Origin of the sequence: Aequorivita sp. Q41, from assembly GCF_039831855.1 — a bacterium.
Taxonomy (GTDB): Bacteria; Bacteroidota; Bacteroidia; order Flavobacteriales; family Flavobacteriaceae; genus Aequorivita.
In genome coordinates this window covers 1,298,011-1,322,784 of the sequence record NZ_JBDPMS010000001.1, presented here as the reverse complement: position 1 = coordinate 1,322,784, position 24,774 = coordinate 1,298,011, and the positions used below count along the sequence as shown (strand labels likewise).

The following is a 24,774-nucleotide window of genomic DNA, read 5'->3' as shown; positions in this document are numbered from 1 at the left end:
TTAAATTTTCTTCAAATGAAAGGAGTTCTCCTCGTAAACCTCGGTTCGCCGGACAGTACCGACCCTAAAGATGTAAAAAGATATCTCGACGAATTTTTAATGGATCCGCGGGTTATTGATGTCCCTTTTTGGTTTCGTTCCTTTTTGGTGCGAGGCATTATTTTGAATACTCGTCCCAAAAAATCTGCGGAAGCCTACCAACGTATTTGGTGGGATGAAGGCTCACCCTTAATTGTAATTTCCGAACGCCTTCAGAAAAAAGTTCAACAAAAAACCACTGTTCCTATTGCTTTGGCAATGCGCTACGGCAGTATGACTTTAAAAAAAGGGCTTCAGGAATTAGTAGATCTAGGGGTTGATGAAATTTTAACCATTCCCCTCTACCCACAATTTGCCATGGCAACCACAGAAACAATTGACGTAAAGGTAGAGGAGCTGAAAAGCGAATTTTTTCCACATTTAAAGATTACTTCGTTTGAAGCATTTTATAACAAACCAGAATACATTGAAGTACTTTCAAAAAGCATTTCAGAAAAATTAGAAAACTTAGATTACGAACACCTTTTATTTAGTTATCACGGTGTTCCTGAGCGACATATTCGCAAAAGCGATATCACAAAAAGCCATTGTAAAATAGACGGTAGTTGTTGTGTAACAGACTCCAAAGCGCATCAATTTTGCTACCGCCATCAGTGTTTAAAAACAACGGCTCTGGTAGCGGCAAAACTCAAACTTGCTCCCGGTACATTTTCAACATCCTTCCAATCGCGTCTAGGTTTTGACCCTTGGTTACAACCCTATACCGATAGGACTATTGAGAGAATGGGGCTAAAGGGTGTTAAAAAGATGGCTATAGTCACTCCAGCATTTGTAAGTGATTGTCTTGAAACTCTTGAAGAAATAGCCATGGAAGGTGAAGAAATTTTTCATGAAGCAGGCGGAAAAGAATTAACCGTAATTCCTTGTTTGAATGATCGTGATGATTGGGTAGAAGTTTTAACAGGCTGGATTGATACGTGGCGCATTGTGGATGTAAAAACTGCAATCGCTTAATATTCCTAAAAGTTTAAAACAACACTAAATAATGAACAATAAATCCGCTGCGCTAGGCACCGAATCCATTGGTAGATTATTGATAAAGCAAGCTGTACCGGCATCTATCGGGATTTTGGTTATGTCTTTAAATATATTGGTAGACACCATTTTTGTAGGAAACTGGATTGGCTCCATTGCTATTGCTGCAATTAATGTAGTCTTACCTGTTTCTTTTTTTATCGCTGCCCTTGGGATGGCTATCGGGATTGGCGGATCTTCAATAATTTCGCGTGCTTTGGGAGCAGAAAATAAAGAGCGAGCACTAAAAACTTTTGGAAACCAAATAACACTTACCCTATTACTATCCACCTTAATGGTGGTTTTTGGTTTAGCATATATTAACGAGATTATTCCTGCTTTTGGGGGAAAGGGTGCCATCTTTGAACCTGCAAAAATTTATTACCGCATTGTGCTGTATGGAATTCCATTACTGGCGCTTTGTATGATGGGAAACAATGTAATTCGTGCCGAAGGAAAGCCAAAATTTGCAATGGTTGCAATGATTATTCCTTCCGTAGGAAACCTTGTTTTAGATTATATGCTTATCAACTTATTGGATATGGGAATGGCGGGAGCTGCTTGGGCAACCACTATTTCGTATGGATTGTGTTTTCTATATGTGCTTTGGTTCTTTTTAAGTGGAAAGTCTGAACTTAAAATTAGTTTGTCGCATTTTGGGCTAAGCGCTTCTATTATTAAAGAAATGTCGGCATTGGGTTTTGTTACTCTTGCAAGACAAGCCGTGGTAAGTGTTACCTATCTTTTAATGAACAACATACTTTACAATATTGGCGGTGAAGCTTCCGTAGCAGCATATGGTATTATTGCGCGTATGCTAATGTTTGCACTCTTTCCAGTTTTGGGTGTTACACAAGGGTTTTTACCTATTGCAGGCTTCAATTATGGTGCGCATAAATTTGCAAGGGTTCGTGAAAGTATTAACAAAGCAATACTCTATGCGGGTGGCTTGGGCTTATTAATATTTGTGGTAATTATGATTTTCCCAGAAGCCATCGTTTCGGTTTTTACTACAGATGAAGCCATACTTTCAGAAACCCCACACTATATGCGATGGGTTTTTGCAGCAACCCCAATTATTGCAATTCAACTTATTGGTTCGGCGTATTTTCAAGCTATTGGAAAAGCTGTTCCTGCCTTGCTTCTAACATTAACACGGCAAGGGTTTTTCTTTATCCCCTTGATTTTTATCTTGCCTTATTATTTTGGGGAATTGGGCGTTTGGATTTCTTTTCCGGCGGCAGATATACTTTCAACCATAGTTACGGGCTATTTTTTAAATCGAGAAATTCGTAAAACACTGAAAAATAAATTATAAAACCATAATTTTATAAAAAATTCTAAAGCATTAATGGAACAATATTACCCTTACATAAAATCGCTACACCTCATCTTTATTATCACTTGGTTTGCAGGGCTTTTTTATATTGTTCGCTTGTTTGTATACCAAATTGAAGCTTCGCAAAAACCTTCTCCAGACAAAGAAATTTTAGGCGAACAGCTTAAAATTATGGCTTCACGCCTTTGGAATATTATTACCTGGCCCTCCATGATTTTAGCCCTTTTCTTTGGAATTTGGCTCATATCCATGCGTATGTTTTTTTTAGGGGATGCATGGATGCAAGTAAAATTAGCTTTCGTGGTGCTTTTAGTTATTTATCACTTTAAGTGCCATCAAATTTTTAAACAATTGCAAAACGGCATAGTAAAACACAGCTCCAATTTTATGCGTCTTTTTAATGAAGCACCTACAATTATTCTGTTTTCGGTGGTTTTTTTGGTAATTCTAAAAGATGGCACTAACTGGGTTTATGGCACCGTTGGCATCATCGTTTTTGCAATTTTATTAATGATGGGGTATAAAATTTATAAACGAATTAGGGAAAATTAAACTCGCTTTAGCAATGCTTAACAACTGGTCGTTGAATTGAAGCTGAAATATTGGTTTAATTATTGTTATCTTTCTTTCTCAAAAAAATGTAAATGTACTTTTACAAAAAATCGCTACGCACACGCATCTTTCTTTCAATGCTTCTCCTAGTTTTAGGGGCTTCCGTGCTTATTGCTATTGTAACTGTTTTTCAATATAAAAATGAAGCCCAGGATTATCATCGCGATCGTCTTTTACGAAAAGAAGCTGCCATTCGGGAAAATATTAATTACATTTTAAAAACCACAACCTACCCTGTTGAAACTGACCAGATTCCTTTAATATTTAAAGATAAAATATACGAAATCAAAGACATACACGGATTAGAAATTTATCTTTATGATCTTCAAGGAAACCTTTTAAAATCTTCAAAACCGTCATTTTTTAAAGTTACTGCTTCTCCAAAAATGCCAAATCATGAGTTGGAGGCGCTTCAAAATTCACCCATAAAAAGTTATATAAAAGAATTTGAGGAAGACGGGCAAAAATATCAATCTTCCTATACCTACATTACTGACAATTATTTTAAGCCCCTCGCAATTCTAAATTTACCATACATTGAAGACGATGGTTTTATAACAAAACAACTTACAGATTATCTGTACAGGCTGAGTGTTGCCTATTTCTTTATGCTAATTGTTGCCATTATCATGGCTTATTTCTTATCAAAATATATAACGCGTTCTTTAAAAGAAATTAGTGAAAAACTTTCCGAAACTCGCTTCGATACTCGAAACCAGAAAATTCATATAAGCGATACCCCTCAAGAAATATCAACACTTGTAAATGCCTACAACGGTATGATTGATGAGCTTGAAAACAGTGCCGCCCAACTAGCTGCAAGCGAACGCGAAACGGCATGGCGCGAAATGGCAAAACAAGTAGCTCATGAAATTAAAAACCCATTGACACCTATGCGGCTTACCGTACAAAGTTTTCAGCGTAAATTTGATTGTAATGAGCCCGATATTGATAAAAAAATGGCAGAGTATACTAACACTTTACTTCAGCAAATAGACACATTAAGCTCTATTTCGTCTGCCTTTTCAACCTATGCTAAAATGCCTGCCCAGCAAGATGAAACACTAAATGTTGTAAAAATAAGTAAGTTAGCGCTCGATATTTTTAATGAGGATTATATCTATTTCTTTTCAGAAGAAAAAGAAGTTCGTGCACGTTTTGATAGAACCCAACTAATCCGCGTGGTTACAAATTTGGTGAAAAACAGCATTCAATCTGTTGCACAAAAAAATCCGTTAGAACCTAGAATTGAAGTAGCAGTTAAAACAGAAGAAACCTATGTTATCATTATGGTCACCGACAACGGTATTGGCGTTCCTGAAGAAAATAAAGCGTGTATTTTTGAGCCTCAATTTACCACCAAAACTAGTGGTATGGGCCTTGGTTTGGGAATGGTGAAAAACATTATTGAAACCTATGGCGGGTCAATAACTTTGAATTCTTCCGAAGAAAAAACAACTTTTAAAGTTTCGTTTCCTGCAATGCTTTAAGCTTTTTAGTAGCTTTGTGAAAACAACCCAGAATACACAAAACATGAAATTTCAAAACATACTTTCAGAAACTAATAATGGTATTACTACGATTACAATTAACCGCCCTTCAAAGCTAAATGCCCTTAATCGTGATACAATTCAAGAACTGCATAAGGCTTTTGAAGCAGCTGAAAATTCATCCAAAACCAAGGTGATTATTATTACCGGAAGTGGTGAAAAAGCTTTTGTAGCTGGGGCAGATATTAGTGAGTTTGCAGATTTTTCTGTTGAAGAAGGAGGAAAACTAGCTGCAAAAGGTCAAGAATTACTTTTTGACTTTGTAGCAAATCTTTCTAAACCTGTTATTGCTGCCGTTAATGGTTTTGCCTTGGGTGGCGGACTGGAATTAGCAATGGCAGCGCATTTTCGTGTTGCTTCAAATAATGCAAAAATGGGACTGCCGGAAGTTTCCCTTGGCGTAATTCCCGGTTATGGCGGCACCCAGCGATTGCCACAATTAGTAGGCAAAGGTCGCGCGATGGAAATGATTATGACCGCCGGAATGATTGATGCTACCCAGGCACTTGAGTACGGCTTGGTAAACCACGTAACAACTCCCGAAGAGTTATTAGAATTTACCGAAAAAATTGCCGGAAAAATTATGCGAAACTCCTCAGTCGCAATTGCTTCTGCAATAAATGCTATAAATGCGAACTACCAAGATGGTGAAAATGGTTTCGAAGTAGAGATAGAAGAATTTGGCAATTGTTTTGGCACTGAAGACTTTAAAGAAGGGACGCAAGCATTTCTACAAAAGCGAAAAGCGGTATTTCCAGGAAAATAAAATATTCTTTTTAATAGTTTTGATTTTGTATTTTGCATAACGTAAAAACCTTAATCCTAACCAATGAGAAAGTTACTAATTTTATTATTTTTTATAGGTTCATATAGTACCTATGCCCAAGATATTTCAGTAAAATCTAAAACCAGCGAAGTATTTAAAGACAACAAGAAAAACACCACCCTGCTATTTTCCGAAAGCGATGGAAATGGCGGTTTTATTACCGTTCGCGAATATAGAGGCGGAATGATCCAAATGCCAAAAGGGTACTACATTGACCATTATGACGCGAATCTAAAACAAGTTAATGAAGCCGAAATTGACATAGACAAAAGCCAAGTAAAAGGTCTCATGATTAATAATGGGACCGTATTTATTTTAGAAACTGCGCTCGATAAAAAAGCAGATACTTTTAATTTCAACATTCTTGAAAGTTCGCTGAGCAGTTTAGATTTTAAAAAAAGAACACTTTTTTCACTTAATGAAGATGAAGTGAAAAAATATTTCGGAATAGGCTTTGGGCCGTTTTTTATGACTAATGGTTTCGACCAAATGGATTCAAATCCTTTTGGGGAAGTTACTTTTTCAGCTAAAAAGAATTTCTTTTGTGTGAATTTTGACATAAAAGACAAAGAATCGCAAACTCAGCGACTGTATGTTTTCGACAAAGATTTCAAACCTGTTTTTGAAAGAGAGTTTAAAAGAGATATAAAAGACAGACTGTTTCAGTACGAAAACATTGATGTTGACGATGAAACAGGAAAAATTTATTTGCTCGGAAAAGTCTTTGAGAATAATTCTACCCGAACTAAAAAGAAAGGCAAAGCAAACTACAATTACGAGCTTCACAAAATTACGGCTACAACTGAAAAAAGCGTAAGTTTTTCACCCGATGAAAACTTTATTGGCTCGCTATTTACCGTCCGTGGCAAAAACAGCATTAGCTGTGCAGGTTTTTATTCTGAAAAAAATGATTACCGTTACAAAGGGGTTTGCCGTTTTAATTTAGATCCGGAAACCCTTGCGATTACCAAGGAGAGTTACATGCCTTTTTCAGAAGAATTTATCAACGATAAATATGGAAAAGTAAAAGATAAAGAACTTAAAAACTTAAGTTTCAGAAGTGCTTTTATAAACCAAGAAGAAGAGATTGTTCTTAACGCAGAGGAATTTTATATTACCCATTCCACCCGCACAAGTATGAATGGAGGGTTGAATTCCACTCCTATATACCATTATAACGATGTTGTATCGGTTAAAATAAACAAAGATGGAAAGCTTTTGTGGGCTAGAAATATAAATAAGAAACAAGCCACAGCAGGAACTTTCAACGAATATCTATCATTCTCATCTACCTTAGTGGGTGATGACACCTACATTTTTATTAATTGCTCAGACAAGATTAGAAAAATCAGCAACGACCGAATAGAATTTAAACAAGGAAACCTTAAAAAATCAAATCTTTATGCCATTAAAATTGATAAAGAAGGAAACTACACTTTCAAAAGCATCGTAGATGATAAAGATACGGAGGTTCCTTATTTTGTAAGTCAAGGAATTCATACCTCAAACGATGGAACGGAAATGGTTTTTATAGGAAGAAAAAAAACTAAAAAACAATTTCTGAAATTAAATATTATGTAGGCTAAAACAATGTATTTCGTTTTTCTAAAATTTGAAAAATACTTTACATATTTCAACTTTATTAAAAATAGCCTTTCCCTAAGACGAAAGGCTATTTTTTTTGGAGAGCTAAATTCAGTTTATAAATGATTTAAAAGTTATGAGGAATATTATTTTTTTGTTTTTCGTTTTATTTGGCGCAATGAGTTATGCGCAACTAGACTCGCTGAAAATTTCGGCAAGTGAAATTTTTAAAGATGAAAAATACAAGACCACACTTCTATTTGCGAAAGAAGATACGAACGGAGACATTTTCACAGTTAGAAATTACTACTCCAGCCTTTCAAACCCAAAGGGCTATTATATTGAGCATTACAACAAAGATTTAAAATTGCTAAAAAGAACAACCGTCGAAGTAAACCGCAACGAAATTAAAGGTTTGTTTTTAACAGAAGATTCGGTGATTTTGTTACAGTTTCAATATAATTATAAAGCGAAAAAATACGCCTTTGCTACCTTAACTTCTTCAAAAGAAGATTTCAATTTTAATGAAAAAGAAATCTACGCCTTAGACAGAACCCGCCTTAACAAATACGATCATTTTGGGATTCGCAGCGAGCCAGAATACAATCTTCACCATAACAATACTATGGGTGATATTGTAGAATCTGAAAACGGGGACTTTCTTGCGTTAAATCTTTTCACCAAAACAAAAGAAGGTATGGCGCTGCTAGTTATTGCGTTCAATAAAAAATTTGAAAAAATTTACGAATACGAATTCGAAAGCATAATATCTCTAAAAGAATCTGCTAATAAAAATCTGCAGTTAGAATACCTAAATATGATAATGGACAACGAAGGCAGGGTCTATTTTTTGGGGAGAGTTTTTAATAACGGCGATATAGTTTTAGAAAAGAAAGATGCTCCAAATTATTATTTTATTCTTTTTTCAGCAGATCCAGTCTCAAAAAAACAACAACTAATTTCAATAGAAAGCAACAATATTATTCGTTCGCTTCAATTGGTGAATAATGCAGAAAAACTCGCCGCAGTAGGACTTTATACCAACCCTTCAACCACAGGTTTTTTTAGCAACTTTATGGGGTATAGTGGGGTTATGCGATTGAATTTAGATTCAAAATCTCTAACAACATTCTCAGAATCCTTTCAACCCTTTTCCGAAAAATTTATGATAGAAAAATATGGAAAGGTGAAAGAAAAATTAAAAACTTTCCTTTCATACAGAAGCACTTTTATGCTAGAAAATGACGATGTAATTATTAATGCTGAAGAATTTGAAATATATATTGCAGATAAAAATGCAGGCGCAAATCGAATTTATAAAGACATTATTAGTTGCAGGATAAATAGCAATGGCGAATTAGTTTGGGCGAAAAACATCAACAAAAAGCAAAACGCTTGGTCGCTGCATAATATTCCTTTTCTATCGTATGCTTCTACCACTAAAAACAATATTTCCTATTATTTTGTAAACGCGGCTTCAGATTTAAAAGTTTTGAAAAACAATGAAGTTGAGTTTAAGGAAGGGCCGCGGTTATACCTTTTAAAAATATACGAAACAGGTGCATTTAGGTACGATAAGATTTTGTTTCCCGATATTTACAACGCACATCTCGGGCTGCGATTTGGGGTGCTATTAAACGAATCGGATATTTTGGTGCAAGCAGAAAGCAACAAAAAACCAATGCTGGTGAAATTGGCTTTTTAATTTTCAAATTGTTTCGTTTAAAACTTAAACTTTTTATAAGATTCTTAACTTTAGAAATTCTATTTTAAAAAATTATGAAACAATACATCCTATTATTTGCTGTCTTTTTATTGACATTCTCTTTTACCGCCCAAGAAAAAGCCGAACCGTGGTTTAAAGACGGCGAGGCACAAATAGTTCCAGCTTTTGAAAATTCAAACGATTGGATTAGAACAGATTTATGGGTAGAAACCACTTTCGATACTGACGGCGACGGCAAACCAGATAGAATGCACGTAGACGTTACAAGACCCAAACAAACCGAAACCGACGGCTTAAAACTTCCGGTAATTTATGAGTCAAGCCCTTATTTTGCAGGTGTCGCCCCAGAAACTGAAGGTGCATTTTACGATGTGTATCAGGAATTAGGCGAAGAAAGCAAAGAAATAGTGCATCCCTCTGTAACCAGACGTGGCGAGCGGCCCATAATATCGAATACACAAATTAAAACTTGGGTGCCGCGAGGCTATATAGTTGTTCATTCTTCATCGCCTGGAACGGGGCTTTCACAAGGGTCTCCAACCGTTGGTGGCGATAATGAATCCTTAGCGCCAAAAGCGGTTATAGATTGGTTAAACGGTCGTGCAAAAGGCTATACAAGTCCAGATGGAAACGAAGAAGTAAAAGCATATTGGGCCACCGGAAAAGTGGGGATGACGGGAACATCGTATAACGGTACCATTCCGTTAGCAGCTGCAACTACAGGTGTTGAAGGTCTTGAAGCTATTATTCCTATTGCGCCAAATACTTCCTATTACCATTATTACAGAAGTAATGGTCTAGTGCGTTCACCTGGCGGTTATTTAGGTGAAGATGTAGATGTACTCTACGATTTTATTCACAGTGGCGACGAGTCTAAACGCGCCCACAACAATAAAGTGTATCGCGATACTGAAATTGCAAACGGAATAGACCGTAAAACAGGCGATTACAACGAATTTTGGGCTGGCAGAGATTATTTGAATGATATGAAACCAATGAAAGCCGCATTATTTATGGCTCACGGCTTTAATGATTGGAACGTAATGCCAGAGCACAGTTATAGAATTTACAAGGCTGCGGAAGATATGGGACTGCCCGTAAAAATCTATTACCATCAAAAGGGACACGGTGGCCCTCCACCACTAGCAATGATGAATAAATGGTTTACAAAATATCTTTTCGGAATAGAAAACGGTCCCGAAACTTCGGGAGAAAATGGGCCAAAAGCGTGGATAGTTCGCGAAAATGATGACAATAACAATCCTACCTCCTATGCCAATTATCCAAATCCGGATGCTGAAATGGTTACATTTAAGCTTAAAGCGAATTCAGAAAATGAAGGAATGCTGACGGTTGAAAAAATTAAAAAACAAGGCACACTAACTTTGGTTGATGATTATCATTTTTCGGGAGACTCACTCGCGCAACTTGAAAATTCTATTCACAGATTATTATTTGTAACCCCTATTTTAAAAGAAGACCTTCATCTTTCAGGGCTTTCTAAGTTGAATATAAAGTTGGCAAGCAGCAAACCAGCGGCAAATCTTTCTGTTTGGATGGTTTCCTTGCCTTGGAATAAAGGCAAAAACACAAAAATAACCGACAATATTATAACGAGAGGTTGGGCAGACCCACAAAATTACAAGTCAATTACAGAAAGTGAACCTTTAATTCCAGGTAAGTTTTATGAAATGTCTTTTGACCTTATTCCAGACGATCAAATAATTCCAGCTGGACAGCAAATTGGGTTGATGATTTTTTCTAGCGATAACAAATTCACACTTTTGCCAGCACCGGGAACGACACTCACTATTGATCTTGATGGAACTAGTATTGAAATTCCAATCGTTGGCGGTAAGGAAGCATTTAATAAGGCAATAAGCAAATAGGATTATTTCCGAATAATAAAGGATTTATTCCAAATTATAATTAACTTTGAAGAAACCCAATCTTCAAAGTTTTTTTATGTCCGCTGATTTTCTAAAAGGCCGTGGCGCCCAGAAAAATGTACACAACCGTTTCTTTGAAAACAGTCATGAAGTATTGGATGAATACCTTAATTTCTGTGAAGCGGAAGGAGAGGAAGCCGACAAAAATAAAACCAAATACATAGAAGTTTTCCCAAAGACCTTTGTAAACAAAGTGAATAGTCCAGATGTTGGAATGGGTTTTTCGGCAAATCCGTATCAGGGTTGCGAGCACGGTTGTGTGTATTGCTATGCAAGGAATTCGCACGAATACTGGGGTTATGGCGCAGGTTTAGACTTTGAACGAAACATACTTTTTAAAAAAAATGCACCGCAACTCTTAGAAGAAAAGATAAGTTCAAAAAACTGGCAGGGAAACACTATTGTTTTTTCAGGAAATACAGATTGTTACCAACCCTTAGAACGCAAGCTAGAGCTAACAAGAAAATGTCTAGAAGTAATGCTAAAGTGGAAACACCCAACAGGCATCATCACCAAGAACTCATTAATACTTCGCGACCTCGATATATTAAAAGAAATGGCACTATTAAACACCATTTCGGTAAATATCTCTATCACTTCACTTTCTGAAGATACACGAAGGCTACTAGAGCCAAGGACAGCGAGTATTAAACAACGATTAAAAACAGTTGAGGAACTTTCAAAACACGGTATTCCCGTGCGCGTAATGATGGCGCCAATAATCCCATCTTTAAACAGTCACGAAATTCTTCCCTTAGTAAAAAAGGTAGCAGCGCTTGGAGCGGTAGATGTAAGTTACACTATTGTGAGGCTAAACGGGCAGGTTGCAGAAATTTTTAAAGACTGGGCGTATAAAACGATCCCAGATAAAGCAGATCGCATTTTAAATCAAATAGCAGAATGTCACGGTGGAAACCTCAACGACAGCAACTGGGGAAGACGCATAAAAGGCGAAGGAACGATAAGTGAGCAAGTAAAAAACACTATGGCAATTGCGAAAAAGAAATATTTAAAGGGTTTGAAAATTGAACCGTTGAATACTTCACATTTTCTTCAGCTTAAAAACCCGCAGCTAAAATTATTTTAATTAGTAACTTTACCGCCCTTATGTTGTTCGAAAATTCGACTGATTAAATCTATGGGATTTATTAAAAAAGTGCTTCTTTACAGCTTCATCTTAAACTGCACCTTCTTTTTTGGGCAGCAGAAAGAAGCGCTTTCACAATTGACGTATCAATCAATTAACGACTCTATTAATAAATATATTTACAGTAATCTTCCTATAGCTATAGAGGCATCTGAAGCCTATATTTTAAAAGCACAAAATGAACAGAACAAAAAAGAAGAGTGGCAGGGAATTTTCAATATAGCATATATTTATACTTCGTATATAGAATACGATAAAGCGCAAACACACTATGAAAAGGCTTTAAACTTTGCCACGAAAAACAATCTAAAAGTAGAGCTTACTAAAACTTATGTTTTAGGGGCAAGTATTCAATTAGGGCTTTCGAATGCTTCAAAAGCACTTGATCTTGCAGACAAAGCGCTTTTGCTAGCTGAAGAAATAGGCGACAATCTCTTAAAGGAAAATGTTTTACAGTTAACTTCATATATATTACAAATATCTGGAGATCATCAAAAAGCGATAGATATTCGTAAAAAAAGTATATTAATTTATAAGAACAAATCAATAGATTCTGTTTTTAATGCTGAGATGAAAACAGCATATTTAACCAATATCTATGCTAGTCAAGCAAATTCATTTTTAAAATTGAAGCAAGCAGATTCGGCTAAGCAGTACGCTAAATTTATTTCAGAATTAATAACTCCTACAGACAGCTGCAATAAGCGTACTTTACATGAAACCCTTGGCGAGATTGATTACTTCGAAAAAAAATATACCCAAGCCAAAGAAAATTTTAAAACAGCATCAAAACTTTGTGATCAAGGTATTCCAGTATTAAAATTGCGAAATAAATATGCCATCGGGAAATCTGAACACGGTGCGGGCAAATTTGAAGCTGCAAAAACAACCTTACAACAAGCCTTAGACGAATACAATGTAAAGCCTAGCGAAGAAGGCTTTATGTCTGATTTTTATAAACTTTTAGCAGATAGTTATAAGGAAACGGGCGATTTTGAAAAAGCAAATTATTACTTTGAGAAGTTTATAAATACAACTTCTGAATTTGATAAAATTAAAAGTGAGGTAAAAGCATCAACCAAAGCACAAGAAATTGAAACGTTTAAAAACGAACTCAAAATTCTTGAAGCTGAAAAAGATGAAAAGCAAAACTACCTCAATTATATATTATTAGGCGCAACCTTAATAATTTTGGCGCTTCTATTTTTACTCCTTCGATTTTATCAAATTAAAAAGAAGAATGAAGTAAAGTTCCAGGAATTACTTTCAAAAATTGAAACGGCTAAATCTCCCACAGATATTATAAATACTAAAGACGAAATTTTAGAAGAAACAAATACCAGCGATGTTTCTGAAGAAGTAAAGTCACAAATTTTAGACGGACTTAAAAAGCTAGAAAAACAAGAGTATTTTTTAAAACTAGAATGCAACTCATACAATGTTGCCAAAAAGATAAATACAAATACTTCCTATCTATCAAAAGTAATCAACTCGCATTACGGTAAAAATTTCAATACCTATATTAACGATCTTCGAATAAACTACACCATAATGCGTCTTAAAAACGATGTGCTTTTCAGGTCGTATTCCATACAATCTATTGCCGAAGAAGTGGGGTATAAATCGGCAGATTCCTTTACCAAATACTTCAAAAAAGACACGGGTTTAAATCCGTCTTTTTACATCAAGGAAATCAAGAATATCACCTAAAAACTCACTTTACACCCTAAATTTATAAATATAGGGTTGCTGTTTTCTCTTCATCTTAAAAGCGCGTAAATATTTTGTAAGCCTACTGTTTTAAGTGTGTAGCGTGATTTTTTTATCTCCCGAATTTCCTAAATATGGGGATGCTTCTTTTTTATTATAGTGTTTTGTTTAAGAAGTTTGTTTCAGAAATAAATGCAACATTTTATTATAACTAAAACTAACTTTTATGAAAACTTCAAAAAAACAAACAATATTATGGTTTATATCATTCGCACTTATAGCTTACGTATTTGTAACCCAATATATACACCTACAACATCACTAAAATTAAAAACCTAAAATATGGAAACACAAGAAATCACTTCAAAAGAAAAAAACAAAAAGAGTGCTAAATCCACTCGAATTCAACTTATAAAATTTGCAATTGGCCTTGTTATAGGAGTTGTAATCTATCTAATCGTAAAACTAATTTTTTAAACTCAAGCCATGGTAACACTTATAAAATATTCAATCGCAATAACACTCCTGCTTTTAGCAGGGTCAGTAAATGCTCAAGAGCTTAAGGGTTCCTATAGTGGAACGCTCGATGTTCAGGGCATGCAAATGGAGTTAATCTATAATATTTCTACTTCTGAAGACGGATTAAAAGCAACCCTTGATGTTCCTGCCCAAGGCGCTACTGGAATTGAACTCGATTCTGTAATATTGCAGGACGATCAAGTAACTATCACTTCTGCTAAAATGAAAATGACCTATACCGGTTCATTATCGGGTGATAGCATTGAAGGAACCTACGAACAAATGGGGCAAAAATATCCACTTACATTGAAAAAAACAGTAAAAACAAAACCAGGAAATACCGCACTTCCATCTACCGATGCAGCACTAGAAAAACTAGCTGCAATGGAATCTGGCAGCTATAAATATTCTGTTGAAGATTATTTTAAAACTCCAGATGCTTATTCTTTCCAGCTTTCACCAGACGGTAAGTATATAAGCTATTTAAAACGTAGAGAAAGTGGCGAACGCGACTTATACTTAAAGGAAACGGCAACCCAAAAAGAAACCTTGCTTATTAAACAAGAAGAAGATTTAATACGTGGTTTTTATTGGGCTAATGACACCCGAATTCTCTATATGCAAGACAAAGGAGGAGACGAAAACTATCACGTGTACGGGGTAGATATTACGGGGCAGAACAAGAAAGATTTAACGCCTTATGATGGTGTTCGTGTAAACATTATTGAATCTTTAAAAGAAGATACTAACAATGTAATTATACAGATGAATAAAGACGATCTGCAACAAGAAGAACCATACCGTCTTAATATTAATACGGGTGAGGCTACAAAATTATACACAGTTAAAGCGGGTGATCCACCAATAAGTGGCTACCATTTTGATAGAAAAGGTAACCTACGTGCTATAGACAGAATTGTAGATGGTATAAACATGGAATTGCTGTATAAAATTGATGGCGAGTTTACCCGTGTAAAACTTACCGAGTTTGGAGATACATTTTCTATTTCATCTTTTAATCCAGCGACAAAAAACCCAGATGACGCCTATGTTATTTCAAATTTAGAAGGCGATAAAATTGAAATTCAACTGTTTGATTTAAAAGAAAATAAAAAGATAAAAACACTTTTTAGCAATGATACTTTTGATGTTTCTGGCGTGTCGCTTTCTAGAAAAAGAGATTACGAAATAGACTATTTCAGCTATACTGGCGAGAAAACCGTTGTTGTTCCTGTTAGTGAAACTTACAAGAAAATTTATTCTCGTTTAGAGAAGGAATTTGGCGAAAAGCAATTTTTTACAGTTGGAAAAACAGACGATGAGTCTCAGTATATGGTAGTTGTTACCAGCGATAAGATAGTAGGAGAATACTATTTATACGATGTTAAAAAAGATACAGTAACACTACTTTACAAGCTTTTACCTCATTTAAAAGCTGAAGACATGGCTACTATGAAGCCTATTAAATTTAAGAGTCGCGACGGCCTTATGCTATACGGTTACATTACATTACCAAATAACTATAAAGAAGGAGATCGCGTTGCAATGATTGTAAATCCACACGGCGGCCCGCAAGGTGTACGAGATAATTGGGGTTTTAACCCAGAAGCACAGTTGTTCGCAAGCCGTGGCTATGCTACACTACACGTTAACTTCCGAATTTCGGGCGGTTATGGTAAAGCATTTTTAAAAGCTGGCTTTGGGCAAATAGGCCGAAAAGCAATGGACGATGTTGAAGACGGAGTAGATTACGCAATAGCACAAGGCTGGGCAGATAAAGACAAGGTTGCTATTTACGGCGGAAGTCACGGGGGTTATGCCGTTTTACGCGGAATGACAAAAACTCCAGAAAAATATGCCTGTGGTGTAGATTATGTGGGAGTAAGTAACTTGCATACCTTTATGGGAACTATTCCTCCATATTGGGAAAAATACCGTGAGTTGTTGTACAAAATTTGGTACAACCCATCAATTCCTGAAGAAAAAGCCATTATGGATGAAGTTTCTCCTGCATTGCATGTAGCTAAAATCGCAAAACCTTTATTTGTGGTACAAGGCGCTAACGATCCAAGAGTGAATATTGATGAAGCAGACCAAATTGTTGAGAGCTTACGCAAAAGAGGCGTTGAGGTGCCTTATATGGTAAAATACGACGAAGGTCATGGTTTTGGTAAAGAAGAAAACAGATTGACTTTATATAAAGCGATGATGGGCTTTTTTGCAGAACACCTTAAATAGTCATAAAACAAATACATTAAAGGACCTAAGAGCTAAGACTTAAAAAAATCCTTTAACTATAAAACCTATCAAGAATTTAAACTTGATAGGTTTTTTATTTTTTTCCTTCCCATTCTGCATAAAACTGTTGCAGAAAATTCTCCATAAAAACATGTCTTTCTTCAGCGATACTCCGTCCAGTTTGGGTATTCATTTTGTCTTTTAAAAGCAGTAATTTTTCGTAAAAATGATTAATCGTTGGTGCAGTAGAAGCCTTGTATTCTGAAGGCGTCATGTGCAACACAGGTTTTATTGCTGGATCGTAGAGTTTTCTGTTTTTAAAACCCCCGTAATTAAAGGTGCGAGCAATGCCAATGGCTCCCAAGGCGTCTAACCTGTCGGCATCTTGTACAACGTCTAGCTCGTGCGAACTAAAGTCTTGTGTTTTGTTGCCGCCCTTAAACGAAATGTTTTCTATAATTTTTACAATATGAACTATGTGTTCTTCTGAAATGTTTTGAGTTTCTAAAAACGCTCTCGCCTTTGTTGGGCCAACAGTTTCGTCGCCATCGTGAAATTTTGAATCGGCTATATCGTGAAGCAATGCGCCAAGGGCAACAACGGTAGTATTTACTTTTTCATTCTTAGCTATTAGCAAGGCATTTTTATAAACCCGCTCTATATGAAACCAATCGTGACCGCCTTCGGCATTATGCAATTCTTCTTTTACAAAAGCAATAGTGTTCTCTATTACTTCTGAAACTTGAGTATTGCCACGTGAGGATAAATCGCTCATTATTTATGGATATTTGAAGTGATTGTGGCTTCTACTTTATCTATTAAGGCTTCCACTTCAAAGTCTGAAATTTTAATAGCAGGATGTGCAGTAAGTTCTAAACAAACACCCATTTGCACGGGAAACATCCCCCAGCGTTGCAGTTTCCATGAATTATTAATAGAAACGGGTACCACATAGCCTTCGGGTACTTTTTTAAAGAGTGTTTGCAGCCCTGTTCTTCTAAAGGGTTTTGGAACCCCTGTTTTACTACGTGTACCTTCGGGGAAAATCACTCCGCTTCTGTTGTTTTTCTGAAGGTATTTGGAGAATTTCACCATTTCAACCAAAGCCTGACGCGGGTTTTTCCGATCTATTAAAATAGAACCTCCGTGTCGTAAATTATAGGAAACAGACGGAATACCTTTCCCTAGTTCTACTTTCGAAATAAATTTAGGGTGATATTTACGCAAATACCAGCTTATAGGTGAAATATCCCACATACTCTGGTGGTTAGAAACCATAATAAGCGGCACATCTGTGGGGATATTTGCATCAATTTTCACCTTAAAAGTAGTGCCTAAAACATGCAAACACCGCAATAGTGTCCAGTTAAAATAATCGACACATTTTTTATGTGCTTTATACCCAAACCAATTGAAACAAATCCATTGTAGGGGATGAAAAACAAGAATTGTAATCCCAAAAAACAGGTAGAACAAGACTGAAAAAGGATAACTAATAAATTTTGCTAGTACTTTCATTTGCGTTCAAAAATAAGAAAACCGCTTTAAAAAAACGGTTTTCCTTTATCCTTGTTTAAAAATTCATTCTTAAAAAATCAACGCTTAGATTTCGATTTATTTTTCAAGGTATTTCTGTCTATTTGTATGTAATTGTAAACACAAAGTCCAACAATTAATAACCAGAAGGCTCTGTAAAGCCAGTCATTTATTTCTTTTCCAAAAAGATAAGAAACGCTTGGGTTTTCATAGAAATTATACCCCAAAGCTCCTAATGCTAAGATGCCCACAACTATCACTAAAGGCTTGCTCAACTTCATAAAAAAGCCCTAAATATTAGCAAAATTCGTTATAAGCGCCTTTTAAATTTTCGGCAATCATCGCTGCTGGACGCCCTTCTATATGATGACGTTCAAGCATATGCACTAATTCGCCGTTTTTAAACAACGCCATAGAAGGCGAACTTGGAGGAAATGGCACCATATTCGCTCTTGCAGCATCAACAGCTTCTCTGTCAACGCCAGCAAAAACAGTTACCAAATGGTCTGGTCTTTTGTCGTTTTCAAGAGACATAGTAGCTCCTGGGCGTGCATTTGCTGCAGCACAACCACAAACAGAATTTACAACTACTAAAGTTGTTCCTTCTTTTTTTAAAGCATCTTCCACATCATTTGCGGTATGTAATTCAGAAAAACCTACTCTTGTCAGGTCTTCACGCATTGGTTTTACTAATTCAGGTGGGTACATATCATTTAAATTTATTGTGCATTATAATTAAAGTGCAAAGTTAAGCATTTCGTTACTATTAAAGTTCCAATTAACAAGTTTCAAACGCTATAGAAAGAACAAATTCGCAATTATTCTTTTTAGGTATTTTGAGGTTTGTTGATTGTTTCTTTTAATGGTTATCTTTGTCGGCTCAAAAAAAGAAAAATTACACTTTTATGCTTCGTTGGTTATTAGCCGTTCTTGGATATGCTTTGTATCGTTTTCCTGGAGCCATTGTTGGGTTTTTAGTAGGAAGCCTTATTGATAATTTTAGTGTAAAGGGCAAAGTTTTTCAAACTTCATTTGGCACGTCACAGCAACAAGTTACTCCTGCAGATTTTGAATTAAATTTATTATCACTGGCTTCTTTGGTTATAAAAGCTGACGGAAATGTAAGCCAAACAGAATTAGATTATGTACGTCAATATTTTGTGCAAGCCTATGGTAGAGCGCGCGCAAATGCCACGTTTAAGGTTTTTAATGAAGTTATTAAAAAGCAAGAAATTTCGGCACAAAACATCTGTACCCTTTTACGCCAAAGAACGCGCTATGAAAGCAGATTACAAATACTTCATTTTCTCTTTAGCATAGCAAATGCCGATGGAAATGTTTCAACTTCTGAAGTAAATGAAATTAATCGAATTTCTGGTTTTTTAGGAATTTACGCCCGCGATTTTGAAAGTATAAAAGCGATGTTCTTTAAAAACCCGGACAGTGCCTATAAAATTTTAGAAATAGAAAAAACGGCAACCAATGCCGAAATAAAAACTGCTTACCGTACTATGGTTAAAAAATACCATCCAGATAAACTGCAACATATGGATGAAGCCCACCAAAAAGGAGGTGAAGAAAAGTTTAAAAAAGTACAAGAAGCTTACGAACAGCTTCAGAAAGAACGCGGATTTTAATTTAAAATTTTTGTTAGTTGCGCTACATTCAAATATTGAAAATAGCGCGCCTTAGCTTGAAACTTTTCATCTAGAAAAATCAAAGCTGGTAGTGTAAACGGCTTCCCTTTCTGGCTCGCCATCAACAACGGAATTTGATGTACAGGATTTCTTCGCCTAGCTCTTTTATTAATAAACACCTCATTTCCGAAGTAAATCGTGTCTTTACTTTCTACATTCATCTTTAGCGCGTAATAATTGTTGTTTAACATTTCAATTATTCTATCGTCTGTAAAAACCTCGCGTTGCATTTTTAAGCAGGGAGTACACCAATCTGCATAAAAGTGTATAAATACTTTCTTTGGATTTTTTTGAAGCGAATCTTCCAATTGCTCAAAACTAAGCCAGTGAACCGCCTTTTCCTGAGAAAAAGTGGGACTGACTAATACTACCAAACAAATATGAAAGACAAAATAATTCTTCAACATTTTAAAGTGAATTAATTTTTAAACCTACAAATACAGACCTTGGGGCGCTAGGACCAAATATGTAATTACTATCGCGATTTTTACCAGTGTCAAAATCGTCTTGATAGCTATTTGTTAGGTTTTTTACTCCGCCGTAAATTTCCAGCGCAGTACTCACTTTTGGGATATTCAAGGTATACCCAAGGCGAAAGCTTAACTCTGTGAACGGTGAAGTTTTAAAATACTCATCTACATCTTGTCCCGTACCTTCACCAGCAAAGTGGGTTATATTCATTTTTCCTGTATAAACTAAGTTTGCACTCGCACTTAAATTTTTAGTAGGGGTATAGGTTAAGGTGGCGTATCCATAATTATTGGGTGTGCGCAGAAACTCACGCGTTGCAGGCAATCCTTCAATATTTTCTACGGCATCATCAAACTTGCTAGATTGGAAGGTAAAACCGGCATCAATTTCTACCACATAATCAAAATTTGCACGTGCTTCTACCGTAACCCCTTTTACTGATGCTCCGCTACCGTTTCGTTTTTCAAAGCGTTCGCCAAAATCATCTTCGCCTAATGGGAATAGATAAAAGGCATCGTTTAAATGTGTGTAAAAGCCTTCAACAGTAAAACCAGCAATAAAATGCTCGGTAGCTTTATCGTGATTTACAGAGGCTGTAAAACTGTTAGATTTTTCTTCAAATAGATCTTCAGCAAGTGATATTCTAGAAATTCCGCCTCCTGCAAATGCAATATGCAAATCGGTATCAAAAGCTTGTGGAGCTCTAAATCCTGTTCCCCATCCTAAACGGAATTGTGTAGTTTCTTTTAGTTTGTATAGAAGTGAAAGACGTGGACTAAAAATAGCCTTATCTACCAAGTTGTGCTTATCGATACGAAAACCAGAAAGAAAATTTAAACTTGGGGTGATATCCCAATCATTCTGAACAAAAACACCTATGTTTTGCGTTGTCTGATCGGTTAGATAATTATACGATTTAATTTCGTCGAAGACATCGTCATAAATAAATTCTACCCCTCCAGTAAATACGGTTGACCCTCCCAAAAATGCATTAAATTTATGGTTAAATTGTGAACCCCCTTGATGTGTTATAACTTCTGAAACCCCATAAGGCGGTGCAGCAAAGAAGCTTTGCATTTCTTGCGCATCATCTGGAATTATACCTGTATAATGATCGCGATCTGTAATTTGACCGCCGTAATACATTATTAGCGAACTTTTATCTTCATTAAAATTAAGCTGATAATCCAAGCTTCCCATTAAAACATTATGGGTTCGTTCTTCAGATTGTTTTGCTAAATGTGCAGGTTTATCAACTATTTCGCCACCATAACGATATTCGTATAAACTACTAATACTCATTTCTAGTTTTGAGTTTTCTGTAGGAAGGTAAAAAGCATTTACCCCAAAAGAATTCCCCTTTAATTCAGGTAATTCAGAGTAATTATCGCCATTTTCATCATGCGCAGACTTTCGTCTATTGCTGACGAAAAAATTTGCGCCAGCATTATAATCCTTACTTACAACTGTGGCATTACCATTAATCAAATTTTGATCGGAACTACCGCCAATATTTTCGTAGGTATAACTTAAACTGTAATTGTTTTGTTTCGGAATTTTAGTAATTACATTCACAGTTCCACCAATAGCACTAGAGCCGTATAAGGCTGAAACGCCCCCGCGAACTACTTCAATTCGCTCAATCATATTTACAGGAATTTGTTGAAGGCCATAAAGACCCGTCAACGGACTAAAAACAGAACGCCCATTAATCAAGATTTGTGAATACCCCCCCTGCAATCCATTCATTCGTATTTGAGTGTAATTACAGGTTTGACAATCTGTTTCTACTCTAAGGCCTGGTTGAAATCTCAGCCCTTCAGAAAGATCTGTTGCTACTACTTGTTCCAGCGTTTTACTGTTTATGAGGTTTACAATTACTGGCGAATCGGTGCGTCGCTTTTCGGTTCTTGTAGCTGTTACTACAACTTGATCTAACTCTTCATCGCGCTCCACAATAGTAAAATTCACAAGCTTTGTTTGGCCTTCAGTTATATTTAAAGTGAGCTCTTTAGTTTGATATCCTTGCATTTGTACCGCTAAAGTTAGGGTGCCTGGAGTAACTGTAAGCGTATAATCTCCATCGATATCGGTACTAGTCCCCATGGAATTATCTTTAACATATACACTGGCAAAAGCAACAGCCTTATTATTTGATAAAACTGTCCCTGTAATAGTTGTTTTTTGCTGCTGTGCCGAAACAAAAGAGGCCATTAATAAAAAAAAACATACGATTTTCATAATATATTAGTTTAAAGTAATTATTATTTTAGACAAAACTAAAATTATATTTTTGAATAAAAAAATATATATTTGCATAGATTAAAAAGTTACTATGACCCTAGCCGAAGAAAATTATTTAAAAGCCATATTTCATTTAGAGCTTGAAACCGAAGGTGAAATAAGCACGAATGCAATAGCAGAGAGCATGGACACCAAGCCGTCTTCTGTAACAGATATGGTGCAAAAGCTCGCCGAAAAAAAGATGTTGATCTACAAAAGATACAAAGGCGCACAGCTTACTGCAACAGGTAGAAAAGTCGCTGCTAATGTTATTAGAAAACACCGTCTTTGGGAAGTGTTTTTAGTAGAAAAATTAAATTTTCATTGGGATGAGGTTCATGAAATTGCAGAGCAATTAGAGCATATACAGTCAGAAGAACTAATAACGCGTCTCGACATATTTTTAGGCAGTCCTGATTTTGACCCACATGGCGATCCAATTCCAGATAAACATGGAGTTTTAAAAGCTACTGAGAAAAAACTTCTTGCAGAGCTTGAAAAAAATCAACAAGGGATTTGTGTGGGCGTTAAAGAATCCAGCGCAGAATTTCTTCAATATTTAGACAAGAAAAACATAAGTATAGGCACCAAAATTTCAGTTATAGGAAAGGAATTTTTTGATGGTTCAATGATAATTCAAGTGGAAGAAGATCGTTTTTTCATTTCACATAAAATCTCTGAAAACCTATATGTTCAAACAACTTAAGTATTTAAAAAGATTAAACACCTTTTTTACTTCATATAAAACAATGAAAAAACTTATACTATTAAGTGTAATAACGTTCTTTTTAGGGTGTAAAAACACTACAGATACTTCGGGAAAGATTAGGGTTGTAACCACAACAACTATGCTAACCGATTTAGTTTCGGAAATTGGTGGCGACAAGGTTTCACTACAAGGGCTTATGGGTGCAGGCGTAGATCCGCATTTGTACAAAGCTAGTGAAGGCGATGTTACTAAACTCTATGAAGCCGATATCATTATTTATGGCGGACTTCATTTAGAGGGAAAACTGGTAGATATATTTGAAAAAATGGAAGGCAAAAAAAACACCGTTTCTCTAGGGGATAGATTGCCTAAAAATGAATTGATTCCTTCTGAATACTTTGCTTCAAATTACGATCCTCATGTTTGGTTTAACATTCAATTTTTTAAGCAGTTTGCTCAAATAGTAACCGACGAACTTTCTAAGGCTGATGCTAAGAACGCCGAATTTTATTCTGAAAACAACAGTGTCTATCAAAAAAAACTCGACGCTCTTGAAGCTGAAATAAAAGCTGTTATTGCAAGCCTTCCTGAAGAAAAGCGTATTTTAGTTACTGCTCACGATGCTTTTAATTATTTTGGAAAGGCATATGGGTTTCAAGTTGTAGGACTACAGGGAATTTCTACCGCTACAGAAGCAGGCGTAAAAGACGTACAGAATCTTTCAGAATTTATAATTCAGAATAATATTAAAGCTGTATTCGTTGAAAGCTCAGTTCCAAGGCGAACCATAGAAGCATTACAACAAGCGGTACTCTCTAAACACCACAATGTAGCGATTGGAGGTTCTTTATACAGCGATGCGCTAGGCAATCCTGGCACCGATGAAGGCACTTATATTGGCATGTTTAAATACAACGTAAATACCATTATTAATGCCCTTAAATAAGGCGCAAACCAAAAGCAAATGGACAATCAGAAATTGGCAGTACAAATAGACGACCTTACCGTTGCTTACAATTACAAACCCGTGTTATGGGATATAGACCTCGCTATACCCGAAGGCGTTTTAATGGCTATCGTGGGGCCAAACGGCGCTGGTAAATCTACACTTATAAAAACAATCTTGGGTATCATAAAACCCATAGCTGGTAGTGTGAGCATTTACGGAAAACCTTATTCTAAACAACGAAAAATGGTAGCCTATGTACCTCAAAAAGGAAGCGTAGATTGGGATTTTCCTACTACCGCTTTAGATGTGGTTATGATGGGTACTTACGGTAGCTTGGGTTGGATAAAACGACCCGGACAAAAGGAAAAGAAAATGGCACTAGAGGCAATGGAAAAAGTAGGTATGCTCACCTATAAAAACAGACAAATAAGCCAATTGAGTGGTGGACAGCAACAGCGTGTATTTTTAGCGAGAGCACTCGCACAAGACGCGTCTATTTACTTTATGGACGAACCTTTTCAAGGAGTTGACGCTACTACCGAAATTGCTATTATTAATATTTTAAAGGAATTGCGCAAAGCTGGAAAAACGGTTGTAGTAGTACATCACGACTTACAAACCGTCCCAGAATACTTTGATTGGGTTACCTTTTTAAATGTGAAGAAAATAGCAACTGGTCCAGTAAAAGAAATTTTTAATGATGACAACTTAACTGAAACCTATGGAATTAATTATAAGGTTGCGGTCAATAAGTAGGTTTTCAACGAAGTTAATAAGTTCATTTTAAATATATTGAAAGAAAAACAAAACATTAAA

The 24,774-nt window shown here is 35.9% G+C and carries 22 protein-coding genes; 16 read left to right on the top strand and 6 right to left on the bottom strand.

The features are described from left to right. Positions 1 to 15: 15 nt before the first annotated feature. The 12 genes from hemH to ABJ955_RS06110 all read left to right on the top strand — a co-directional run bounded on the left by hemH (position 16) and on the right by ABJ955_RS06110 (position 16,313). On the top strand, positions 16 to 1,053 hold the full coding sequence (gene hemH / locus ABJ955_RS06165; RefSeq protein WP_347373721.1) for a ferrochelatase: 1,038 nt from the start codon (positions 16 to 18) through the stop codon (positions 1,051 to 1,053). Between the two features lie 31 nt (positions 1,054 to 1,084). Continuing rightward, complete coding sequence (locus ABJ955_RS06160; protein WP_347373720.1) at positions 1,085 to 2,431, top strand: MATE family efflux transporter; 1,347 nt, start codon at positions 1,085 to 1,087, stop codon at positions 2,429 to 2,431. 33 nt (positions 2,432 to 2,464) lie between these two features. After that, on the top strand, positions 2,465 to 3,004 hold the full coding sequence (gene hemJ / locus ABJ955_RS06155) for a protoporphyrinogen oxidase HemJ (RefSeq protein WP_347373719.1): 540 nt from the start codon (positions 2,465 to 2,467) through the stop codon (positions 3,002 to 3,004). Positions 3,005 to 3,096: 92 nt separating this feature from the next. Further along, positions 3,097 to 4,554, top strand: a complete 1,458-nt coding sequence (locus ABJ955_RS06150) for an ATP-binding protein (protein WP_347373718.1) — start codon at positions 3,097 to 3,099, stop codon at positions 4,552 to 4,554. 43 nt (positions 4,555 to 4,597) lie between these two features. After that, the gene (locus ABJ955_RS06145; protein WP_347373717.1) at positions 4,598 to 5,380 is read left to right on the top strand and encodes an enoyl-CoA hydratase-related protein; all 783 of its coding nucleotides are present in this window, start codon (positions 4,598 to 4,600) and stop codon (positions 5,378 to 5,380) included. Between the two features lie 63 nt (positions 5,381 to 5,443). Next, positions 5,444 to 7,021, top strand: a complete 1,578-nt coding sequence (locus tag ABJ955_RS06140) for a hypothetical protein (protein WP_347373716.1) — start codon at positions 5,444 to 5,446, stop codon at positions 7,019 to 7,021. A gap of 139 nt (positions 7,022 to 7,160) precedes the next feature. Next, the gene (locus tag ABJ955_RS06135) at positions 7,161 to 8,729 is read left to right on the top strand and encodes a hypothetical protein (protein WP_347373715.1); all 1,569 of its coding nucleotides are present in this window, start codon (positions 7,161 to 7,163) and stop codon (positions 8,727 to 8,729) included. A 74-nt stretch (positions 8,730 to 8,803) separates the two neighbouring features. Next, complete coding sequence (locus tag ABJ955_RS06130; protein WP_347373714.1) at positions 8,804 to 10,639, top strand: Xaa-Pro dipeptidyl-peptidase; 1,836 nt, start codon at positions 8,804 to 8,806, stop codon at positions 10,637 to 10,639. Positions 10,640 to 10,715: 76 nt separating this feature from the next. Beyond that, positions 10,716 to 11,786 (top strand): PA0069 family radical SAM protein, encoded by a 1,071-nt coding sequence (locus ABJ955_RS06125; RefSeq protein ID WP_347373713.1) that lies wholly within the window; start codon positions 10,716 to 10,718, stop codon positions 11,784 to 11,786. Between the two features lie 51 nt (positions 11,787 to 11,837). Further along, positions 11,838 to 13,556, top strand: coding sequence for a helix-turn-helix domain-containing protein (locus tag ABJ955_RS06120; RefSeq protein WP_347373712.1), 1,719 nt, complete (start codon positions 11,838 to 11,840; stop codon positions 13,554 to 13,556). A 342-nt stretch (positions 13,557 to 13,898) separates the two neighbouring features. Next, the gene (locus ABJ955_RS06115; protein ID WP_347373711.1) at positions 13,899 to 14,033 is read left to right on the top strand and encodes a hypothetical protein; all 135 of its coding nucleotides are present in this window, start codon (positions 13,899 to 13,901) and stop codon (positions 14,031 to 14,033) included. Between the two features lie 9 nt (positions 14,034 to 14,042). Continuing rightward, complete coding sequence (locus ABJ955_RS06110; protein ID WP_347373710.1) at positions 14,043 to 16,313, top strand: S9 family peptidase; 2,271 nt, start codon at positions 14,043 to 14,045, stop codon at positions 16,311 to 16,313. A gap of 94 nt (positions 16,314 to 16,407) precedes the next feature. Here ABJ955_RS06110 and ABJ955_RS06105 read toward each other — a convergent pair whose 3' ends face one another. The 4 genes from ABJ955_RS06105 to ABJ955_RS06090 all read right to left on the bottom strand — a co-directional run bounded on the left by ABJ955_RS06105 (position 16,408) and on the right by ABJ955_RS06090 (position 18,557). Then, positions 16,408 to 17,088 carry an HD domain-containing protein gene (locus ABJ955_RS06105; protein ID WP_347373709.1) on the bottom strand — a complete coding sequence of 227 codons (681 nt, stop codon included), beginning with the start codon at positions 17,086 to 17,088 and terminating at the stop codon, positions 16,408 to 16,410. Beyond that, positions 17,088 to 17,831: a lysophospholipid acyltransferase family protein gene (locus ABJ955_RS06100; RefSeq protein ID WP_347373708.1), complete on the bottom strand. Its 744-nt coding sequence runs from the start codon at positions 17,829 to 17,831 to the stop codon at positions 17,088 to 17,090. Before ABJ955_RS06100 ends, ABJ955_RS06105 begins: the two co-directional genes overlap by 1 nt. Positions 17,832 to 17,908: 77 nt before the next feature. Further along, positions 17,909 to 18,130 (bottom strand): hypothetical protein, encoded by a 222-nt coding sequence (locus ABJ955_RS06095; RefSeq protein WP_347373707.1) that lies wholly within the window; start codon positions 18,128 to 18,130, stop codon positions 17,909 to 17,911. A 16-nt stretch (positions 18,131 to 18,146) separates the two neighbouring features. After that, a complete protein-coding gene (locus tag ABJ955_RS06090; protein WP_347373706.1) occupies positions 18,147 to 18,557 on the bottom strand; it encodes a BrxA/BrxB family bacilliredoxin in 411 nt (136 codons plus the stop codon). Positions 18,558 to 18,754: 197 nt separating this feature from the next. On the opposite strand from ABJ955_RS06090, the gene ABJ955_RS06085 reads away from it, so the two are divergent. Beyond that, positions 18,755 to 19,486: a TerB family tellurite resistance protein gene (locus ABJ955_RS06085; RefSeq protein ID WP_347373705.1), complete on the top strand. Its 732-nt coding sequence runs from the start codon at positions 18,755 to 18,757 to the stop codon at positions 19,484 to 19,486. Here the strand turns inward: ABJ955_RS06085 and ABJ955_RS06080 are convergent. Beyond that, a complete protein-coding gene (locus ABJ955_RS06080) occupies positions 19,483 to 19,953 on the bottom strand; it encodes a thioredoxin family protein (RefSeq protein WP_347373704.1) in 471 nt (156 codons plus the stop codon). The genes ABJ955_RS06085 and ABJ955_RS06080 overlap by 4 nt on opposite strands. Before the next feature lies 1 nt (position 19,954). After that, positions 19,955 to 22,258, bottom strand: coding sequence for a TonB-dependent receptor (locus tag ABJ955_RS06075; RefSeq protein ID WP_347373703.1), 2,304 nt, complete (start codon positions 22,256 to 22,258; stop codon positions 19,955 to 19,957). Between the two features lie 94 nt (positions 22,259 to 22,352). On the opposite strand from ABJ955_RS06075, the gene ABJ955_RS06070 reads away from it, so the two are divergent. From ABJ955_RS06070 to ABJ955_RS06060, 3 genes are read left to right on the top strand one after another with little or no spacing between them, the layout of a single operon-like run. Next, complete coding sequence (locus tag ABJ955_RS06070; RefSeq protein WP_347373702.1) at positions 22,353 to 23,006, top strand: metal-dependent transcriptional regulator; 654 nt, start codon at positions 22,353 to 22,355, stop codon at positions 23,004 to 23,006. A gap of 43 nt (positions 23,007 to 23,049) precedes the next feature. Continuing rightward, a complete protein-coding gene (locus ABJ955_RS06065; protein WP_347373701.1) occupies positions 23,050 to 23,955 on the top strand; it encodes a zinc ABC transporter substrate-binding protein in 906 nt (301 codons plus the stop codon). An 18-nt stretch (positions 23,956 to 23,973) separates the two neighbouring features. Beyond that, entirely contained in the window at positions 23,974 to 24,714 is a 741-nt protein-coding gene (locus tag ABJ955_RS06060) for a metal ABC transporter ATP-binding protein (protein ID WP_347373700.1), read from the top strand. Positions 24,715 to 24,774: the final 60 nt, after the last annotated feature.

Excerpts from the sequence above, each read along its gene's own strand:
- hemH (WP_347373721.1), top strand. The coding sequence starts at position 16 with ATGAAAGGAGTTCTCCTCGTAAACCTCGGTTCGCCGGACAGTACCGAC.
- ABJ955_RS06160 (WP_347373720.1), top strand. The coding sequence starts at position 1,085 with ATGAACAATAAATCCGCTGCGCTAGGCACCGAATCCATTGGTAGATTA.
- hemJ (WP_347373719.1), top strand. The coding sequence starts at position 2,465 with ATGGAACAATATTACCCTTACATAAAATCGCTACACCTCATCTTTATT.
- ABJ955_RS06150 (WP_347373718.1), top strand. The coding sequence starts at position 3,097 with ATGTACTTTTACAAAAAATCGCTACGCACACGCATCTTTCTTTCAATG.
- ABJ955_RS06145 (WP_347373717.1), top strand. The coding sequence starts at position 4,598 with ATGAAATTTCAAAACATACTTTCAGAAACTAATAATGGTATTACTACG.
- ABJ955_RS06140 (WP_347373716.1), top strand. The coding sequence starts at position 5,444 with ATGAGAAAGTTACTAATTTTATTATTTTTTATAGGTTCATATAGTACC.
- ABJ955_RS06135 (WP_347373715.1), top strand. The coding sequence starts at position 7,161 with ATGAGGAATATTATTTTTTTGTTTTTCGTTTTATTTGGCGCAATGAGT.
- ABJ955_RS06130 (WP_347373714.1), top strand. The coding sequence starts at position 8,804 with ATGAAACAATACATCCTATTATTTGCTGTCTTTTTATTGACATTCTCT.
- ABJ955_RS06125 (WP_347373713.1), top strand. The coding sequence starts at position 10,716 with ATGTCCGCTGATTTTCTAAAAGGCCGTGGCGCCCAGAAAAATGTACAC.
- ABJ955_RS06120 (WP_347373712.1), top strand. The coding sequence starts at position 11,838 with ATGGGATTTATTAAAAAAGTGCTTCTTTACAGCTTCATCTTAAACTGC.
- ABJ955_RS06115 (WP_347373711.1), top strand. The coding sequence starts at position 13,899 with ATGGAAACACAAGAAATCACTTCAAAAGAAAAAAACAAAAAGAGTGCT.
- ABJ955_RS06110 (WP_347373710.1), top strand. The coding sequence starts at position 14,043 with ATGGTAACACTTATAAAATATTCAATCGCAATAACACTCCTGCTTTTA.
- ABJ955_RS06105 (WP_347373709.1), bottom strand. The coding sequence starts at position 17,088 with ATGAGCGATTTATCCTCACGTGGCAATACTCAAGTTTCAGAAGTAATA.
- ABJ955_RS06100 (WP_347373708.1), bottom strand. The coding sequence starts at position 17,831 with ATGAAAGTACTAGCAAAATTTATTAGTTATCCTTTTTCAGTCTTGTTC.
- ABJ955_RS06095 (WP_347373707.1), bottom strand. The coding sequence starts at position 18,130 with ATGAAGTTGAGCAAGCCTTTAGTGATAGTTGTGGGCATCTTAGCATTA.
- ABJ955_RS06090 (WP_347373706.1), bottom strand. The coding sequence starts at position 18,557 with ATGTACCCACCTGAATTAGTAAAACCAATGCGTGAAGACCTGACAAGA.
- ABJ955_RS06085 (WP_347373705.1), top strand. The coding sequence starts at position 18,755 with ATGCTTCGTTGGTTATTAGCCGTTCTTGGATATGCTTTGTATCGTTTT.
- ABJ955_RS06080 (WP_347373704.1), bottom strand. The coding sequence starts at position 19,953 with ATGTTGAAGAATTATTTTGTCTTTCATATTTGTTTGGTAGTATTAGTC.
- ABJ955_RS06075 (WP_347373703.1), bottom strand. The coding sequence starts at position 22,258 with ATGAAAATCGTATGTTTTTTTTTATTAATGGCCTCTTTTGTTTCGGCA.
- ABJ955_RS06070 (WP_347373702.1), top strand. The coding sequence starts at position 22,353 with ATGACCCTAGCCGAAGAAAATTATTTAAAAGCCATATTTCATTTAGAG.
- ABJ955_RS06065 (WP_347373701.1), top strand. The coding sequence starts at position 23,050 with ATGAAAAAACTTATACTATTAAGTGTAATAACGTTCTTTTTAGGGTGT.
- ABJ955_RS06060 (WP_347373700.1), top strand. The coding sequence starts at position 23,974 with ATGGACAATCAGAAATTGGCAGTACAAATAGACGACCTTACCGTTGCT.